The organism is Saccharopolyspora rectivirgula DSM 43747, from assembly GCF_000497205.1.
Taxonomy (GTDB): Bacteria; Actinomycetota; Actinomycetes; order Mycobacteriales; family Pseudonocardiaceae; genus Saccharopolyspora; species Saccharopolyspora rectivirgula.
The window spans coordinates 23670-39942 of sequence record NZ_AYJW01000008.1; the positions used below are offsets into that span (position 1 = coordinate 23670).

15 protein-coding genes and 3 pseudogenes are annotated in these 16273 nt (G+C 69.0%); 7 read left to right on the top strand and 11 right to left on the bottom strand.

Features of this window, described 5'->3' with window-relative positions:
• Positions 1 to 24: 24 nt before the first annotated feature.
• Positions 25 to 495 carry a hypothetical protein gene (locus tag SREC43747_RS0103925; protein ID WP_029719845.1) on the bottom strand — a complete coding sequence of 157 codons (471 nt, stop codon included), beginning with the start codon at positions 493 to 495 and terminating at the stop codon, positions 25 to 27.
• A 474-nt stretch (positions 496 to 969) separates the two neighbouring features.
• On the opposite strand from SREC43747_RS0103925, the pseudogene SREC43747_RS0103930 reads away from it, so the two are divergent.
• Together SREC43747_RS0103930 and SREC43747_RS0103935 are read left to right on the top strand one after the other, a co-directional pair.
• A pseudogene (locus SREC43747_RS0103930) lies at positions 970 to 1911 on the top strand (MFS transporter); the annotation flags it as partial.
• Entirely contained in the window at positions 1908 to 2957 is a 1050-nt protein-coding gene (locus SREC43747_RS0103935) for a flavin-containing monooxygenase (protein WP_029719847.1), read from the top strand. The pseudogene SREC43747_RS0103930 and the gene SREC43747_RS0103935, both read left to right, overlap by 4 nt.
• Positions 2958 to 3545: 588 nt before the next feature.
• Here the strand turns inward: SREC43747_RS0103935 and SREC43747_RS0103945 are convergent.
• From SREC43747_RS0103945 to arsD, 5 genes are all read right to left on the bottom strand, one after another.
• The gene (locus SREC43747_RS0103945; RefSeq protein ID WP_029719849.1) at positions 3546 to 4616 is read right to left on the bottom strand and encodes an ArsO family NAD(P)H-dependent flavin-containing monooxygenase; all 1071 of its coding nucleotides are present in this window, start codon (positions 4614 to 4616) and stop codon (positions 3546 to 3548) included.
• 47 nt (positions 4617 to 4663) lie between these two features.
• On the bottom strand, positions 4664 to 4912 hold the full coding sequence (locus SREC43747_RS20480) for a DUF2180 family protein (RefSeq protein WP_081722412.1): 249 nt from the start codon (positions 4910 to 4912) through the stop codon (positions 4664 to 4666).
• Between the two features lie 54 nt (positions 4913 to 4966).
• A complete protein-coding gene (locus tag SREC43747_RS0103950) occupies positions 4967 to 6433 on the bottom strand; it encodes an arsenic transporter (protein WP_029719850.1) in 1467 nt (488 codons plus the stop codon).
• A 69-nt stretch (positions 6434 to 6502) separates the two neighbouring features.
• On the bottom strand, positions 6503 to 8299 hold the full coding sequence (gene arsA, locus SREC43747_RS0103955; protein WP_236623008.1) for an arsenical pump-driving ATPase: 1797 nt from the start codon (positions 8297 to 8299) through the stop codon (positions 6503 to 6505).
• A 2-nt stretch (positions 8300 to 8301) separates the two neighbouring features.
• On the bottom strand, positions 8302 to 8679 hold the full coding sequence (arsD, locus tag SREC43747_RS0103960; RefSeq protein ID WP_029719852.1) for an arsenite efflux transporter metallochaperone ArsD: 378 nt from the start codon (positions 8677 to 8679) through the stop codon (positions 8302 to 8304).
• A 207-nt stretch (positions 8680 to 8886) separates the two neighbouring features.
• Here arsD and SREC43747_RS0103965 point away from each other — a divergent pair, with 207 nt between their 5' ends.
• The 4 genes and pseudogenes from SREC43747_RS0103965 to trxB all read left to right on the top strand — a co-directional run bounded on the left by SREC43747_RS0103965 (position 8887) and on the right by trxB (position 10969).
• A complete protein-coding gene (locus SREC43747_RS0103965; RefSeq protein WP_236623009.1) occupies positions 8887 to 9249 on the top strand; it encodes an ArsR/SmtB family transcription factor in 363 nt (120 codons plus the stop codon).
• Positions 9250 to 9377: 128 nt separating this feature from the next.
• Positions 9378 to 9533, top strand: a pseudogene (locus tag SREC43747_RS22265) (three-helix bundle dimerization domain-containing protein); the annotation flags it as partial.
• A 30-nt stretch (positions 9534 to 9563) separates the two neighbouring features.
• Positions 9564 to 9977, top strand: coding sequence for an arsenate reductase ArsC (locus SREC43747_RS19580; protein ID WP_037331319.1), 414 nt, complete (start codon positions 9564 to 9566; stop codon positions 9975 to 9977).
• On the top strand, positions 9974 to 10969 hold the full coding sequence (trxB, locus tag SREC43747_RS0103975; RefSeq protein ID WP_029719855.1) for a thioredoxin-disulfide reductase: 996 nt from the start codon (positions 9974 to 9976) through the stop codon (positions 10967 to 10969). The genes SREC43747_RS19580 and trxB overlap by 4 nt, the downstream gene beginning before the upstream one ends.
• Positions 10970 to 11101: 132 nt before the next feature.
• Here trxB and SREC43747_RS0103980 read toward each other — a convergent pair whose 3' ends face one another.
• The 4 genes and pseudogenes from SREC43747_RS0103980 to SREC43747_RS0103995 form a co-directional block, all read right to left on the bottom strand.
• On the bottom strand, positions 11102 to 12043 hold the full coding sequence (locus SREC43747_RS0103980; protein ID WP_029719856.1) for an arsenic resistance protein: 942 nt from the start codon (positions 12041 to 12043) through the stop codon (positions 11102 to 11104).
• 181 nt (positions 12044 to 12224) lie between these two features.
• Complete coding sequence (locus tag SREC43747_RS0103985) at positions 12225 to 12986, bottom strand: MerR family transcriptional regulator (protein ID WP_029719857.1); 762 nt, start codon at positions 12984 to 12986, stop codon at positions 12225 to 12227.
• A gap of 116 nt (positions 12987 to 13102) precedes the next feature.
• Complete coding sequence (locus SREC43747_RS19585; RefSeq protein WP_081722413.1) at positions 13103 to 13342, bottom strand: hypothetical protein; 240 nt, start codon at positions 13340 to 13342, stop codon at positions 13103 to 13105.
• A gap of 68 nt (positions 13343 to 13410) precedes the next feature.
• Positions 13411 to 14052 (bottom strand): annotated as a pseudogene (locus tag SREC43747_RS0103995) (HAD-IC family P-type ATPase); the annotation flags it as partial.
• 1 nt (position 14053) lies between these two features.
• Between SREC43747_RS0103995 and SREC43747_RS0104000 the strand changes: the two are divergent.
• Entirely contained in the window at positions 14054 to 14593 is a 540-nt protein-coding gene (locus SREC43747_RS0104000; protein WP_201768620.1) for a DUF4386 domain-containing protein, read from the top strand.
• Between the two features lie 68 nt (positions 14594 to 14661).
• Here SREC43747_RS0104000 and SREC43747_RS0104005 read toward each other — a convergent pair whose 3' ends face one another.
• Positions 14662 to 16266, bottom strand: a complete 1605-nt coding sequence (locus tag SREC43747_RS0104005) for a GMC family oxidoreductase (RefSeq protein ID WP_029719860.1) — start codon at positions 16264 to 16266, stop codon at positions 14662 to 14664.
• Between the last annotated feature and the right edge of the window lie 7 nt (positions 16267 to 16273).

Below are 16273 nucleotides of genomic sequence, written 5' to 3' on the forward strand. Positions count from 1 at the left end.
GGTGTTGATCGCACGGAAATGGGGTCACCTGCCGCGGTTGATGACCCTGCGGGCGACGCCGACGACTGCTGACCACGGCGGCAAGGGCCGGCCAGGTTGGGGCTGCTGCCACCACGACGTGGGTGCGGTGACCGGAGGAATCACGACTTCTCCGCCGGGCGGGACCGCGTGCACGTGCGCCGCGCGCAGTTCGTGGGCAAGCTCCACGTTTGCGCGCTGGCAGGGGTCGGTGATGAAGGTCCACCAACGATCGTCGTTGTCCCTGATCACGGGGCCGGCCATCAAGCTGGCCGAGAGTTCGAGGGCCACCGGTTCAGCCAGGGCTCGCTGGACGCGGAACGCATCGAGTACATCTCCGGTGCGCACGACAAGGCGCTGGTTTGTGACATCGATGCTGACGGGCCAGCCCATGCGTTCGGAGAAGTAGTTCGCCTCGGTGGCGAGGTCGGGCTTATCGATGTCGGATCGGGCTGCGGCGGAGGTCGGGGTCGCCATGTCGTTACTCCGTTCCGTGCTTAAGGCGCCCTACGGCGGTGGAGGACGTCTGTTGCGGAGTCCGAGGTCGGGGGTGGTGCGCGGCGGCCCCGCCGGGAGGAGGGGTTTCAGCGGCGGGGCCGCCGCGGTCTGGTCCTGCCCGATCCGCCCGGGGGACAGCCGTGCAGGCGGCAGATCGGACAGGGCGGCGGAACAGCCGACGAAGGAAAGTCGGCGCGCGATGGCGGCGGCGGGGGCGGTCCGCCATCCGAAAATCGGGGTCGGACAGGGTGGCGCGGGCTCTCACGAAGAGCAGGCATCGGGTGCAGCGCGGCCCCGGCGGCACAGTGAGCGACCGCGGTACAACGAGGTGCCCGCAGAGGGCTTCGCACAGGCCGGAACCGGTGTGGAGCGCTTGCGCGAACTCCTCGTCGACTACGGCGTGGTCCTGGTTGTCGGTACCGCTGAGGAACCAGTTGAAGAACAGCCGTTCGCTCGGCGCTGGCCGTGCCCGCCCTCGTGGCGGTGGCCACCGCGCAGAACCTGGCGTGGTTCCTCTCCGCGTGGCTGCTGGCTGGGGTGGCGATGGGAGCGGTGCTGTATCCGCCGGCATTCGCCGCGCTGACCCGGTGGCACGGACCCGACCGCGTCCGCGCGCTGACGATCCTGACCTTGGCCGCGGGGCTGGCCAGCACCGTGTTCGCCCCGCTGACCGCCGCACTCGCCGCCGTTCTGGACTGGCGGGCGACCTACCTCGTGCTGGCCGGCATCCTCGCGGCGGTCACGATTCCCGGGCACTGGTTCGGTCTCGCCCTGCCGTGGCCGGAACGCCCGGTGGCCGAATCCCGACACGAGGAGGCTGACCCGCGGCAGGTCGCCCGGAGCCCGGTGTTCGTCGTGTTGACCGTCGCGTTGAGCGTGGCTGCGTTCGCCACCTTCGCGGTCGTGATCAACCTGGTGCCGTTGCTGGCCGAACGCGGCATCGGCATCGGTACCGCCTCGGTCGCGTTGGGCCTCGGCGGCGCCGGTCAGGTGCTGGGACGGCTCGGCTACACCACGCTGGCCCGGCGCACCACCGTGCGGACGCGCACCGCGCTGATCCTCGTGGCGATGGCGCTGACCACGGCGCTGCTCGGGGTGCTCACCTCGGTGGCCGCGTTGATCGTCGCCGCGATCGCCGCGGGCATGGCGCGCGGCGTGTTCACACTGCTGCAGGCCACCGCCGTGACCGACAGGTGGGGAGCCCGGTACTACGGGCAGCTCAGCGGCCTGCTGTCCGCACCGTTGACGATCACGATGGCGCTGGCCCCGTTCGCCGGAGCCGCGCTGGCCGGCCTGCTCGGCGGCTACGCCACCACTTTCCTCGTCCTGGGCGCGGTCACCCTTGCCGCCGCCTTGCTCTCCCTCAGCACAACTCGTGGAAGGAACGTCTCGTGACCGATGTCGACGCCTTGGTGATCGGCGGTGGGCAGTCCGGACTGGCCGCCGCCCACGCCCTCCGGCGGGCCGGCCGTGCGCCGGTGCTGCTGGAAGCTGGTCCCGAACCGGTGGGGTCGTGGCCGAAGTACTACGACAGCCTCGCCCTGTTCTCCCCGGCCCGCTACAGCGCCCTGCCCGGCATGGCCTTCCCCGGTGACCCGTGGCACTACCCGCACCGCGACGAGGTCATCGACTACCTGCGCCGCTACGCGAAGAACCTCGACGCCGACATCCGCACCGATCACCGCGTCGAACGCGTTCACCGCGACGGCCCGCGTTTCGTGGTCGAGGTGCACAACGGTGAGACGGTGACCGCACCCGTTGTGATCGCCGCGAGCGGAGCGTTCGGGCGTCCCTACCGGCCGAACCTGCCGGGACTGGATGCGTTCACCGGTACCGTGCTGCACGCCGCCGATTACCGCGAACCCGCCGGGTTCGCCGGGCAGCGGATCGTCGTGGTGGGAGCGGCGAACTCGGCCGTGCAGATCGGCGCCGAACTCGCCAAGCAAGCCCAGGTCACGCTGGCCACCCGGCACCCGATCAAGTTCGCACCACAACGCATCCTGGGCCGGGACGTGCACTTCTGGTCCGTGGCCAGCGGATTCGACCACCTGCCGATCGGACACCTGGTGCGCAACCCGCCGCCGATGCCGGTCAACGACGACGGCCGCTACTGCCAGGCGATCGACGCGGGCAACCCGGACCAGCGGCGGATGTTCGCCGCCATCGACGGTTCCCAGATCACCTGGCCGGACGGCAACCGCGAACACGTCGACACGATTTTGCTGGCCACCGGCTACCACCCCGAACTGTCCTATCTCGACGGAACCGGCGCGCTGACCGACGACGGCCTTCCACCCCAGAAGCACGGGCTGTCGAGCACCGTGCCGGGACTGGGCTATGTCGGCTTGGAATGGCAGCGCAGCTTCGCCTCCGCCACCCTGCGCGGCGTCGGCCGCGACGCCCGCTACGTCACCGCACGACTCCTCCGCACCCGCACCTGATCAGACTGGGGGCGTGTTGACGTGACCGATCTCGGAAGGGGCTCTGGCGATGTCTTGGATTCGTGCGCTCACAGCGGCCTTGCCGAGGTTTCGCCCGCGGGCGAAACCTCGGCTGCTGGTGCTCGCGGACGCCCTCGCCGTCTTCGGGCACGATCCCGACGCCGCCTGCAACGAGAAGCACAGCAAGCCAGATGTGGTTTCTCTCGCCAGAATCGCGGGAACGGTCGCACGCCCGCACGACTTCGATCGCACTTTCCGGCCGTTGACGCCGGAGATCCGGGCACGTCGCGACCGGCTTGCCCGGAGCCATAGCGACGGGCAGGGATGGAATCCCATACGCCTGATCCAACTGGGCGAGCTGTACTTCGTCGAAGACGGGCACCACCGCATCTCTTTGGCACACCAACGATCCCAGCACAGCGTCGACGCCATTGTCCGTCGCATGTGTACGGTGCGGTGGGCATCCTTGGCGGTCACTCATCACGACGCTTGCTGCGAGTAGAACCAGGTCCATCCGGTGCTGGGAGACAGCTCGCGGTCCAGGAGATCGGATCTGTTGGGTTGACGCTGTGCGAGGCCGGTCTAGCGTCACTCCGCCGTTTTGTGCGAGTGCAGGCGATCGGCGATCTCGGTGACAGTCGACTTCGCGGCGCGGCCGGCTCCGATCAGGGTGGCCGAAGCGAAACCGGTCCAGTCCCCGTACCCCAGCAGGTACAGGCGCGACTCGTCGACCGACCGCGTGCCTACGGCTTTCGGCACGCCATTCTCGTAGCTCAATCCCAACGGTTCGAGATGGCGCAAGGTGGGGTGGAACCCGGTGCACCAGATGATCACGTCACAGGACTGTTCGGTGCCATCGTTCCAGGCCACGCCGTTGCGAGTGAGGCAGTCGAACATCGGGAGGGCGTGCAGCACGCCGCGATCACGTGCCTCGCGCACGCTGGGCACCATCACGATGTCGCCGAGTCCGGAGACACCGTTGCTGTCCGTGCCGGCCCGGCGGGCGGCTTCGCGCCGGGTGGCCACGTCGAACAGGACACGGCCGTCCACGTCATCGGGCATGAACCGGGGTGGACGCTGGGTGACCCAGGTCGTGTCGGCGACCGTGGAGACCTCGGCCAGGATCTGTGCTGCGGAATTGCCGCCTCCCACGACCACCACGCGCTGGCCGCGGAACCGCTGCGGCGAGCGGTAGGCGACGGTGTGCAGTTGTTCTCCCGAGAACTCGTCACTGCCCGGGTAGACGGGCAGGTACGGCGTGTCCCAGGTGCCGGTTGCGCTGATGACGATCGAGGTGCGCCAGGTCCCGTGGTCGGTGTCGACGGCCAGCCACGCCCCCGCGTCGTGGACGCCACGCACGTGGACGGGGCGGTGCACGGGCAACTCGTATCGCTGCTCGTAGTCGCGGAGGTAGCCGACGACGTGGTCGGCGGTGGGGAAGGTTTCGCCGTCTTGGCGGGGCATCCACCAGCCGGGCAGCGGACTGTACTCGGCCGGGGAGAACAGCCGCAGCGAGTCCCAGCCGTGTCGCCACGCCCCTCCCGGCTGATCTTGTGCGTCCAGGATGGCGAAGTTCAGGCGGGCTCGGCGCAGGAAGTAGCCGGCGGCCAAACCGGCTTGACCTCCGCCGATCACGACCACGTCCGCTACCTCGGCCATGTCCTACCTCCGTTTCGGCACGTGGCGTCGAACGCCGGCACGGGTTGTTAGCAGTTCCGGCCGTCCTGTTTCTCGCAGGCTGCGACGGTGGTGCGGACCTGGATGCAGGAGGCGCAGCGCAGGATACGAGCTGCCACTCGCGCCGGTTGGTTCACGACGGTCAGACCGACCACACGGCAGGTGACGGAGCGTCGTTCGGGGCGGGCGTGTTCGGCGCACACGCCCGCCCCGCAGTCCATACAGGTCCCCACGGCTGGCCGTTCGACGTTGTGCTCTGCGCAGTCGAAGCAGTGCATGACGGTTCTCCTTCCGTGCTCCTGTGAGGACCGTGTCGGCCCGGTACTCCGGGTTTAGGTTCCGATGATGGTGAGCCACCCGGCCAGTGCGGCGAGTGTGACGAGCAGGACGGGGATGGTGAGGACGATGCCGGTGCGGAAGTAGCGCCCCCAGCCGATGTGCATTCCCTTGCGGTCGAGCACGTGCAGCCACAGCAGGGTGGCCAGGCTGCCGATCGGGGTGATCTTGGGGCCGAGATCGGAGCCGATGACGTTGGCGTAGACCATCGCCTCGTGGGTGAGCCCGGTCGCCCCGACGGCGCCGATGGCCAGCGCGGCGATGAGCACCGTGGGCATGTTGTTCATGATCGACGACAGCACCGCCACCACGACACCGGTGCCGAGTGCGGCGGCGAGGACACCGTGGTCGGCGAAGAACCCGAACAGCTTGGCCAACTCACCGGTGAGCCCCTGGTTGCGCAGGCCGTAGACGACCAGGTACATGCCGATGGAAAACAGCACGATCTGCCAGGGCGCTTCCCGGATGACCTTGCCGACCGGGATGCGGCGCGGCCCGGTGGGACGGGCGTCGTCGGGCGTGGCCGGGGCTGCGGCGAGATCGCCCGCGTCGGCGGTGTTGCGCGGATCGCCCACAGGGTGCTGCTCGCTGTTCCCCGCGCCTCCTGCGCCCACGGTCGCGGGTAGCGGCTGACGCACGGACAGGGGAAAGGCGAAGGCGGGCTTGCGGGCGGCGACCGCGATGAGGATCAGCGCGCCGGCTCCGGCCACGACCGACAGCGGCACGCCGATGGGGTCGGCGCCGAAGTAGCCGATCAGCAGCAGTGCGAGCACGATCCATCCGGTGCGGAAGGTCAGTTGGTCGCTGATGGCCTCGGCTGGCTGGCGCAGGGCGGTGACGTCGTAGGTCTTGGGGATGGAGCGGCGGAAGTACAGCAGGAGCACGCCCAGGCTGGCGGCCACGGAGACGAGGCCGACCGGGACCATGACCGCGGCGAATCGGGCGAAGTCGATGTGGAAGAAGTCGGCGGAGACGATGTTGACCAGGTTGGACACGACCAGCGGCAGACTGCCGGTGTCGGCGATGAACCCGGTGGCCATGACGAAGCCCAGCGATGCCTTCGGGGAGAACCGCAGCGCGAGCATGATCTGCATGACGATCGGGGTCAGGATCAGCGCGGCGCCGTCGTTGGCGAACACCGCGGCGATCGCGGCCCCGAGCAGCACGATCAACACGAACAATGCACGCCCGTGCCCGCGTCCCCACCGGGCCACATGCAGGGCGGCCCACTCGAAGAAGCCGCACTCGTCGAGGATCAGCGAAATGATGATCACGGCAACAAAGGCGAGCGTGGCGTTCCAGACGATGCCGACCACGGTGGGCACGTCGGACAGGTGCACCACCGTGGTCGCCAGGGCCACCACCGCGCCGCCGAGCGCGCTCCAGCCGATGCCCAGACCCTTGGGTTGCCAGATCACCAAGGTGAGCGTGGCGAGGAAGATCAGAATGGCTGCCACAGTCATGGCGTCGTCGTCTCTCCTGTCGAGCGTGAGTCAGAATCGGTGCCGGCCGGCTACCGGCCACCAGTCGGGTTAGTGCTCGCCGTTCGCGAGAAGTGCCAGTTGCTCGGCACCGACCGGTGTCGTCGCGCGCCACGGCAGCACGGCGGTGCGCTCGGCGTGGTCGGTGGCGACCTCGGCGAGATAGCGGCGTTCGGAGGCGGCCCGGGCCACCAGCAACGGGTCGACCGGCGAGGCCGCGGCCAAGCTCTGGTTGACCACCCAGGCGAACGGCTTGATGCCCGCCCGAGCGAGATCCCCCTGTAGCGCGGCGGCCTCATGCACTGGGGTTGCCTCCGGCAGGGTCACCAGCACGACACGGGTGTAATCCGGGTCAGTCAGCCGATCGAGCAGTTCCACGGCCTCGGGCGGTGGCGCCTGGCCGGACTGCTGGGACAACTGGCGCTGGTAGCTACGCGAGGCATCCAGCAGCAACAGCGTGTGCCCGGTCGGGGCGGTATCGACCACGACGATCCGGTCCTGGGCGGCGGCCACGGTGCGGGCGAAGGCGTGGAAGACGGCGATCTCCTCGGTGCACGGCGACCGTAGGTCCTCCACCAGCAAAGCCCGGCCCTGCTCATCCAGGTTTGCGCCGGCCTCGGCGAGCACCGCCTCGGTATACGCCGCCGTCTCGGCCACCGGGTCGATGCGCGTGACCTCCAGGTCACCAAGACCGTCGCTCAGCGAGGCGTCCAGGTGCGCGGCCGGGTCGGTCGTGGTCAGCGTGACCGGAAGCCCCCGCCGAGCGAGTCCCACGGCGACCGAGGAGGCGACCGTGGTCTTGCCGACGCCGCCCTTGCCGAGTGCCATCACCAGACCGCGGCCGTGGGCGGCGACCTCGTCGATCAGATCCCGCACGTGGGTCGCTACCCCGGCGGGCAACGCGGCATCCGCTGTTGAGTCCGATTGCGCTGGCAGTGTGGGGCGGAGCATGGCGCGTAGGTTCCGCACGCCCAGCGGCAGCTCCGGCAGCAAGGGCACGGACTCGATCTCGGTGACCTCTGCCAACGACTCGGGCATCTGCTCCAGTGCGTCCTGAGCGCGCTGCTGCCACGCCTGCGCTAGAGGGTCGTCGCGGGTGGCGGTGAACACGCCGTTGACGATCAACCGCTGGTTGCCGACGCCCAGTTCCCGCAGTTCGGCCGACGCTCGCCCGGCCTCCGCGAGCGCCCCTTGGTCGGGGCGGGTCACCAGGACCAGCGTGGTCTGATCAGCGTCGGCCAGGGCGTGCATCGCCTCGGTGTAGCGCTGCTGCTGCGCGCCCATCTCCGCGAGCGGGCCGATACACGAAGCGTCGCCGGGGTTGGTGGCCAGGAAGTCCGACCACGCGCTGGGCAGGCTCAGCAGGCGCAGCGTGTGTCCGGTGGGTGCGGTGTCGAAGACCACGTGGTCGAATCGCTCGCGGATCTCGGGGTTGGTCAGCAACGCGACGAACTCGTTGAATGCCGCGATCTCGACCGTGCAGGCGCCAGAGAGCTGTTCTTCGATCTGTTCCACCGCCGAGGCGGGCAGGCTGTCCCGGTACGGGCCGAGGACCTTCTCCCGGTACTGGGCCGCCGCCTCGCTTGGATCGAGGTTCATCACGAACAACCCGGTCACCCCGGGTACCGGCCGCGGGTCCCGTCCCGCGGTGGTCTCCAGGACCTCGTCGAGGTTGGAGGCGGGGTCGGTGCTGACCACCAGCACGCTGCGCCCGGCATCGGCCAGTCCGATCGCCGTCGCCGACGCCGTCGACGTCTTGCCCACGCCGCCCTTACCGGTGAAGAACACGAACGGCGTGCGCACCCGGAGCAGACCGCCGAGGACCTGATCGGCGGGCACCGTGCCCACGCTCAGCACTCCCCGCCGCCGCAGCAACCACTGCCGGGCTCGGCCTGCTCGATCACCGGCAGGCCAGGGCGCTCGGTGGCCATACCCGTCCACTCGGCCAGTTCCACCCGGGTCGGATACCGCCCGGAGGTGCGCAGTGCACCGTCGACGAACACGGCAGGCAGGGCTTCTTCGCCCTTGTCCTTCAGCAACGCGCCGACCTCGCCGTTCTCCACGAACTTGCCGGGCTCGGAGGACAGCCCGAACCGATGGACGTCCACGCCCGCGGAGCCCAGCCACTCCACGTCAGCGGCGAACTGCGTCAACGCCGGGTCCACCGATGGGCCACACACCCCGGTCGAACAGCACATCGCCGGGTCATAAATCTCGACAGACGCCATCACGGACCCCTTCCCGCTGGGAGTACTACCCAGCCGACGCTACATCGATCGAGGCTGATGAATCAAACCAAGCTGATGTGACCACGACCTCTCGGGCTTCTGTGCAATGCAGGAAATCGAATAAAAGTGCAGCTCATAGCGATTGTGAACCCTCGTATCCGTTGCTTGACGGGACACGTCGTCCGGTGCTTTCATCGAACTATGTTGATGTCACCCGTTGCTGGGGCTGGCGAAGAAGAGGCTCCCGGGCAGGCTGTGGAGGCGCAACCCGACCTTGCCGAGGCTGTGGTGAAGCTCTTCGGGGACCCGCTCCGCGCGGAGATCGTGCGCCTGCTCGCCCGCGAGCAGATGTGCACCTGCCACCTGGTGGACGACACCGGAGCACGGCAATCCACCATCAGCCACCACCTGCGCGTTCTCCGCGAAGCTGGCTTCGTCGCCGCCGAGCCGCGGGGGCGGTACACCTACTACCGGCTGCGCCCGGACGCGCTGAGCCTGCTCACCGTCGGCATCGCGAACCTCACCGCGCAGGCACACCACGCCCAGGCCATCCGCCGCCCCTGCGCCTGAGCCGAGCGCGACGTCCCATCAACAGCACTCGATAGGAGACCTGACCCCAGCCAAGCAAGCCCCGAGCCAAGACTCGCCCTACCGAACTCCAGGCGGCTGACCATGTCCACGTCACCGAACTCCTCGACCGCGCCACCGCCGACCTGCAACCCCAGTTCCGCGGAATCTTCGGCCCGGAGACGATCCGCGCGGTCGTGGACGAGACCTACGCACAGCTCAATGCCACCGCCCGGGTGCACACCCACCTCGCGACCCTCGCGACGCGTTTCGCCCGCGAACGCCTCACCTCGATCGCCAAGAACCAAGGAGCCCTCGTGTCCTCGACCCCCGAAGTGCTGTTCGTCTGCGTGCACAATGCAGGCCGATCCCAGATGGCCGCCGCGCTGCTGCACCACCGCGCCCAAGGCCGGGTCACCGTCCGTTCCGCCGGCTCTGCCCCGGCCGAGACGATCAACCCGGCGGTGGTGCTCGCGATGGCCGAACTCGACCTCGACCTGTCCCAGGAGTTCCCCAAGCCCCTGACGACCGAGGCGGTCGAGGCCGCCGACGTTGTGATCACGATGGGCTGCGGGGATGCCTGCCCGGTCTTCCCCGGCAAGCGCTACCTCGACTGGGAACTCGACGACCCCGCCGGGAAGTCGGTCGAGGAAGTCCGCGGCATCCGCGACGAGATCGACCGCCGCGTCACCAGCCTGCTCGCCGAACTGGCACCGGAGGCCGCGCGGTGACGAGCGAGATCCGCAACCTGATCATCGTCGGCTCCGGCCCCGCCGGATACACCGCCGCCGTGTACGCCGCTCGGGCCGAACTCGAACCGCTCGTGTTCGAGGGCACCCAGTTCGGTGGCGCGCTGATGACCACCACCGAGGTCGAGAACTATCCCGGCTTCCGCGACGGCATCATGGGTCCCGACCTCATGGAACAGATGCGCAACCAAGCCCAGCGCTTCGGTGCCGAACTACGAACCGAGGACGTCGAAAAGATCGACCTCAGCGGCGAGACGAAAACGGTCCTCGCCAACGGCGTCGAGTACCGGGCCAAGGCCATCGTCCTCGCGATGGGCGCCGCCGCCCGCTACGTCGGAGTGCCCGGCGAGGAACGCCTGCTCGGGCGCGGTGTGTCTTCCTGCGCCACCTGCGACGGGTTCTTCTTCCGCGACCAGGACATCGCCGTCGTCGGCGGCGGGGACTCGGCGATGGAGGAAGCGACCTTCCTCACCCGCTTTGCCCGCTCGGTCACGATCATCCACCGTCGCGAGGAGTTCCGTGCCTCCAAGATCATGCTGGAACGCGCCCGCGCGAACGAGAAGATCAAGTGGCGCACCAACGCCGTGGTCACCGAAGTCGTCGGCGACACCGCGGTCACCGGGTTGAAGCTGCAGGACACCGTCACCGGTGCCGAATCCGAGCTTCCGGTCAGCGGCATGTTCGTCGCGATCGGACACGACCCCCGCAGCGAACTGGTCCGCGACCAACTCGACGTCGACGACGAGAACTACGTCCTCGTGCAACAGCCCACCACGCACACCGGAATCCCCGGCGTCTTCGCAGCGGGGGATCTGGTGGACAAGACCTACCGCCAGGCCATCACCGCGGCTGGCTCCGGTTGCGCGGCGGCCATCGACGCCGAACGCTGGCTCGCCGAACACGAAGCGACCAACGCTGCACTCATCGCCACAGGCGGCGGATACGCCGCCGAGGTCGGCGCCGCCGCGCGCTGACCTCCCACCTCTCGTGGCCCTGATCCGGTAGGACCTTATCCGTGCCTGGTCAGGGCCACGATTCGTCTATTCGGCTGTCACTTTGCTGTCCCGACAAGAACGAGGTTCCGCTGCCGTGGATGACGTCGGTCGTTAGCGGGCGGGCAGGAGCAGGGGGATCGCTTTGACGTAGATCACCATGCCTATGACCTCGACGAGGGTCTGGGTGACCACGACGACCGCGGCGATGGCGAGCCTGTCCGGCAGCGCCAGGGCCAGCGGAAGGACGACCAGGGAGTTGCGCGTCGCGCCGGTGAACACGATGGCCCGGCTGTCAGGTCTGTTCAGGCGGAATAGGCGGGTGACGGCGAGTCCGATGAAGGCCATGAGGAGCAGGAAGAGCACGTAGAAGGGCACGACGCGCGCTACGTCGCCAAGGTTGCCGCCCAGCTTCGGCACCTGGGAGGCGACAACGGTCAGCAGAGTCGCGGCCATGAGTGGCACCATCGCCGTGCCCATCGCGTCGGCGGCTTTCTGGCCGACCCGGCGGCGGGCGGCCCAGGTTTGGGTGAGCCAGGCCAGCGTTAGCGGGATAACGATCAGCACGAGGAACGCCTCGATGAACGGCCCGGGTTCGACGATCGTGGTCAACTCCGAGCCCATGAACAGATAGAGGTATCCCGGCAGGAACAGCATCTGCGCGAGCAGCAGCAGCGGGGTGGCGGCCAGGAGCCGCTGGCTGCTGCCACCGGCCAGGGAGCTGAACACGATCACATAGTCGACGCAGGGGGTGAGTAGCACCAGCAGCACGCCCATGCGCACGGCCTGGTCCGGTGGCAGGAAGACGAACATGACGGCGACGACCAGTGGTACGACGAGGAAGTTGACCACCAGTGCGGCGGACAGGAACCGGCCTGCCCGCAGCGAGCGGCCCAATTTGGCGGCGGGAACCTGCAGGAACGTCACGTACAGCAGAGCCGCGAGCACAGGGTTGATCGCATGCTCCAGACCCGGCCCGACGGCTGGGACGGTCCAACCCACCAGGGCTCCCGTCGCCATCGCCGCCACGTAGACCGCGACCTGGTGCCGCTCCATCGTGGCGACTAGACCGTGTGCTTGCTCCGACACTGCGTTCTCTCCTGGCATGTTCGGTCCTACCGGGGTCTGGACTGCGTCTGGGTTTGCTGCCTGGGAGCCCGCTGTTCCCACCGCCAGCCACAGCGATTGAGCGCTGCGCAATGGTCTCGACGTGGGGTATGTGGGGATGCCGTGGCGATCAGGTAGCTGGGCCGAACAGGTCGTGCAGCAAGCCGGCCCCCTCGGCTGGCGCGCGGACCTCTAGGTGAAGGTCAGGGCAGTCGAGGTGGAGGCGGAAGTCGAAGAAGGGGCAGCACCGCTGCTCGGAGACGGCCAGGTCGGCGATGCGCGCGATGCGCTCGGCGGGCAGCGTCACGCGGAGCCCACCGGAGAGCGGTGTGCGCGTGGCGCCGTCCAAGGCCGCGTGCCAGGTGGCGGCGCGCGCGGTCATATCGTCCCCGGTCAGCGAGCAGGCTACGGGCGCGGTCTGCCATCGCTCGGTTTCCTGCTCGATAGCGCGCCGGTTGAAGGTGATCGCACCGCCCGTCGGCCCGGCGGGGCGGGGCGCAGTGAGGAACCCGCAGTGTGGATCGCATGGCTGGTCGCGGTCGGGCAGCGCGCCCAGGTGGTCCAGTGCGGAGTGCAGCGAGGCGGTGAAGGCCATCAGCTCGGCGACGCGCTGTTGAGCTTCGTCCAAGCGAGCAGTAATCCGAGGCCGTAGGTCAGCCTTGACCTCCCTGCAGGCGCCGGTTTCCCACACGCTGAGCAGTTCGCCGATCTCCTCCAACGGCAACCCAAGGTGCTTGGCCGCGCCGATGAACGCCAGGCGTTCAACGGCGTCCTCGCCATACACGCGGTAGCCAGCCGGGGTCCGCTCGGCGGGCAGCAGCCCTGCGCCCTCGTAGAAGCGCAGCGTGGTCGCCGGGACGCCGCTGCGCTCGGCGAGCTGAGAGATCCGCATCGTGCTCACGCTCTCGACGGTAAACCTTCAAGTCGACTCGAAGGTCAAGTGCGAGCGGTATCCAGTGCTTGTTGCAGCCGTTCGAGGTCGGGGATACCAGCCAGGCCGTTCGCCGTTTAGTAAACACGGCACGCCAGCCCAGTGGAGCGTCCGGGCTCAGCGAGCGGGTCGTGCCCGTCGATCAAGATCGTCGGGGAGCCTGTGAAGGCGGTCCGCTTGGCCTGCTCGTGGTCGACGATCACGCGAGTCGTCACCTCGATGTCACGTAAGCCGACAGCGTCGAGCGCCTGTCGCACCTGCGCGACCATCGGCGCCGCATTCGGGCAATTCGGCACGGTGAGAACCTCAACCTCCATGTCATGTCTCCGTATTCGTCGATCGACTCCACTACCAGTTGAGGAGCGGGTGAAGTGTCCAGGCACGTTTAGGCTGGCACATGGTGCTGTGCGGGAGTCGCTGTAGTTGGCGCGGTCAGCGCTGACGTGTGGGTGCGCGTGCGGCCAGCGCGAACCCCGTTGGCGATGACGAACACCTCGGCGACCTCGTGGACCAGGACCACTGCGGCCAGGCCGAGAACACCGAGTAGGGCCAGCGGCATCAGTACGGTGATGATTGCCAGCGACAGCCCCACGTTTTGCAGCATGATGCGTCGGGATCGGCGTGCGTGGGCCAGGGCTTGGGACAGGTGGCGCAGGTCTTCACCCATGAGGGCAACGTCGGCGGTTTCGATGGCCACGTCGGTGCCCATCGCGCCCATCGCGATGCCGAGGTCCGCGGTGGCCAGGGCGGGGGCGTCGTTGACGCCGTCACCGACCATCGCCGTCGACCGCTCCGATCGCAGTTGTTCGACGTGGCGGGCTTTGTCTTCAGGGCGCAGCTCGGCATGCACGGCGCCGATGCCGACTTCGGCGGCCAACGCGGCGGCGGTACGGGTGTTGTCGCCGGTAAGCATCGCGACGTGGTAGCCCTCGCGGCGGAAGTTCGCGACGACCTTGACCGCTTCGGGGCGCAGCTCATCGCGCACCGCGATCGCGCCGAGGGTGTGCCCGTCGCGCTCGACCAGCACCGTGGCCGGGTTCTTCGCCGAACACGGCTTCGCCGTCCGGCTGGCGGCGATGCTGCAGTTGGGCTCATCGATCCCGCTCGGGATCTACACCGCGACCGTGTACGCGCGCCAGCAGCGCCTCGGCATCCGCGTGCCCGGGCCCGCCATCGGGCTGTTCGGCGGTGTCGCGGCAGCGGTCCTGCTCGCCGTGTCCGCGACGATCACCTGGGCGCAGGGCCAACCGGTCGTCAGCGCGCAAACCGAGCTCACGCACGCCCTCAGCTACCTGAGCTTCGCCACCGGTGGGTTCGCGCACGTGCTCGGGCTCGGCCTCCTGGTCGCCGGTATCGCCGTCCCGGGTCTCCTCCTGCGGTTGCTGCCGTCCTGGCTCGCGTGGACCGGCCTGGTCATCGCAGCGCTCGCGGAGCTGAGCTTCCTGGCCATGGTCTTCGAGCCGCTGCAACCCCTCATCCCGATCGGCCGGTTCGGCTCGCTGCTGTGGCTGGTCGTCGCCGGTTTCCTGCTCCCCACGAGCCGTCACACCCGCGGGGAGCGGTCATGACCTGCCTGCCTCGACGGCGGGCCGACCGGTGCGGTGAGCGGCTCCGCGGGCAGGCGTTCGGAGAGGACTCAGAGGTCTGCAGCGATCAGCTCGGCGGCGCGCCAAGCCACCGCCATGGCGGGGCCGTTGAGGTTCCCGGAAACCATCGTGGGCAGGACCGAGCAGTCGACCACGCGCAGCCCGTCCACACCGCGAACCCGGAGCCGCGGGTCGACGACGTCGTCCGGGTTCGGCCCCATCGCGCACGTTCCGATGGCGTGGTAGCCACAACCGCCCTTGGTCAGCGCCGCGTCGACCACCTCCTCCTCGCTCTCCACCGCGGGCCCCGGAACCGTTTCCCCGGCGAGGTGCCGGGCAACGGGTTCGCGGGCGAAGAGCTCCCGCAAGCGGGCCAGCGCGGCGGTGGTGACGCGCCGATCGTGGTCCGCGGTGAGGAAACCGGGGTCGATGGTGGGCGCGGCGTCCGGGTCCGCCGAGTTGACCAGCAGGCGGCCTTCGCTCTTCGGGCGGAGCACGTAGCCGATCCCCTGGACTCCCGGGGAGTCTTCGACGCGTGCTTCTCCGCCGGCTTCGAACGACCGCACCGACCAGGGCGCCAGGTTGATCTGCGCGTCCGGGCGCGGCGCGTCCTCGTGGGTCTTCAGGAAGCCCACGATGTCGAAGGCGGGGCCGGCGAGCGGACCTCTGCGGGTGAACAGGTAGCGCAACGCGGTGCGGGCCTGGGCGGACGGCGATGCCAGTTGCCGGTTGTACCCGAGGTCGGTGGCCAATCGGAACTGCAGTGGAACGTACCGGTGCTCGCGCAGGTGCGCTCCCACGGAGGGTTGGTCGACCCGCGGATCGATCCCAGCACGGCGCAGCTCGTCCGCGGGTCCGATCCCGGATCGTTGCAGCAGTGCCGGGCTGTTGATGCTGCCCGCGGACACCACGACTTGGCGCGTGCAGCGGTACTCGATCGCGCTGCTGCCTGACCGGGCCCGGACACCGACCACCCGATCACCGTCGAAGAGCAGCGCTTCCGCCGTGACGCCGGTGACCACGCGCAGGTTCGGTCGCCGGGTGGCCGGGCGCAGGAATGCGCGGGCAGCGCTGACCCGCCTGCCACCGCGGATCGTGGCGGGTGAGCAACCGATGCGCTCGCCATCGGTGTCGTTGATGTCGGCGCGGCGTTCGAGTCCGATCTCGACACCGGCCTGGAGTAGGTCCTCGCACAGGCCGTCCTCGGAGGCGGGGACGCTCACCGCGAGCGGCCCGCCGCTCCCGCGGGCGTCGGACGCGCCGAGCGCGTGGTCTTCCATCGCGCGGAAGATCGGCAGCATTTCCGACCACCCCCAGCCGGGGTTGCCGAGCCGGACCAGCTCGTCGTAGTCGGCGGCGTGGCCGCGGTTGTAGACCATGCCGTTGATCGCGCTGGACCCGCCGAGCACGCGCCCGCGCACCCATTGCTCGGGGCGCTGCGTCGAGCCCACCGGTCGGGTCGGGAAGTGCCACGCCAATTCGCGATGGGCCAGCAGCTTGCCGAAGCCCTTCGGGACGTGCAGGAGCGGGTTCCGGTCGGGCGGCCCTGCTTCCAGGAGCAGCACCGACAGCCCCGGATCTGCTGACAGGCGGTTCGCCAGCACGCAGCCGGCGGATCCCGCACCGACGATGATCACATCGACGTCGTCGCTCATGGGTTTG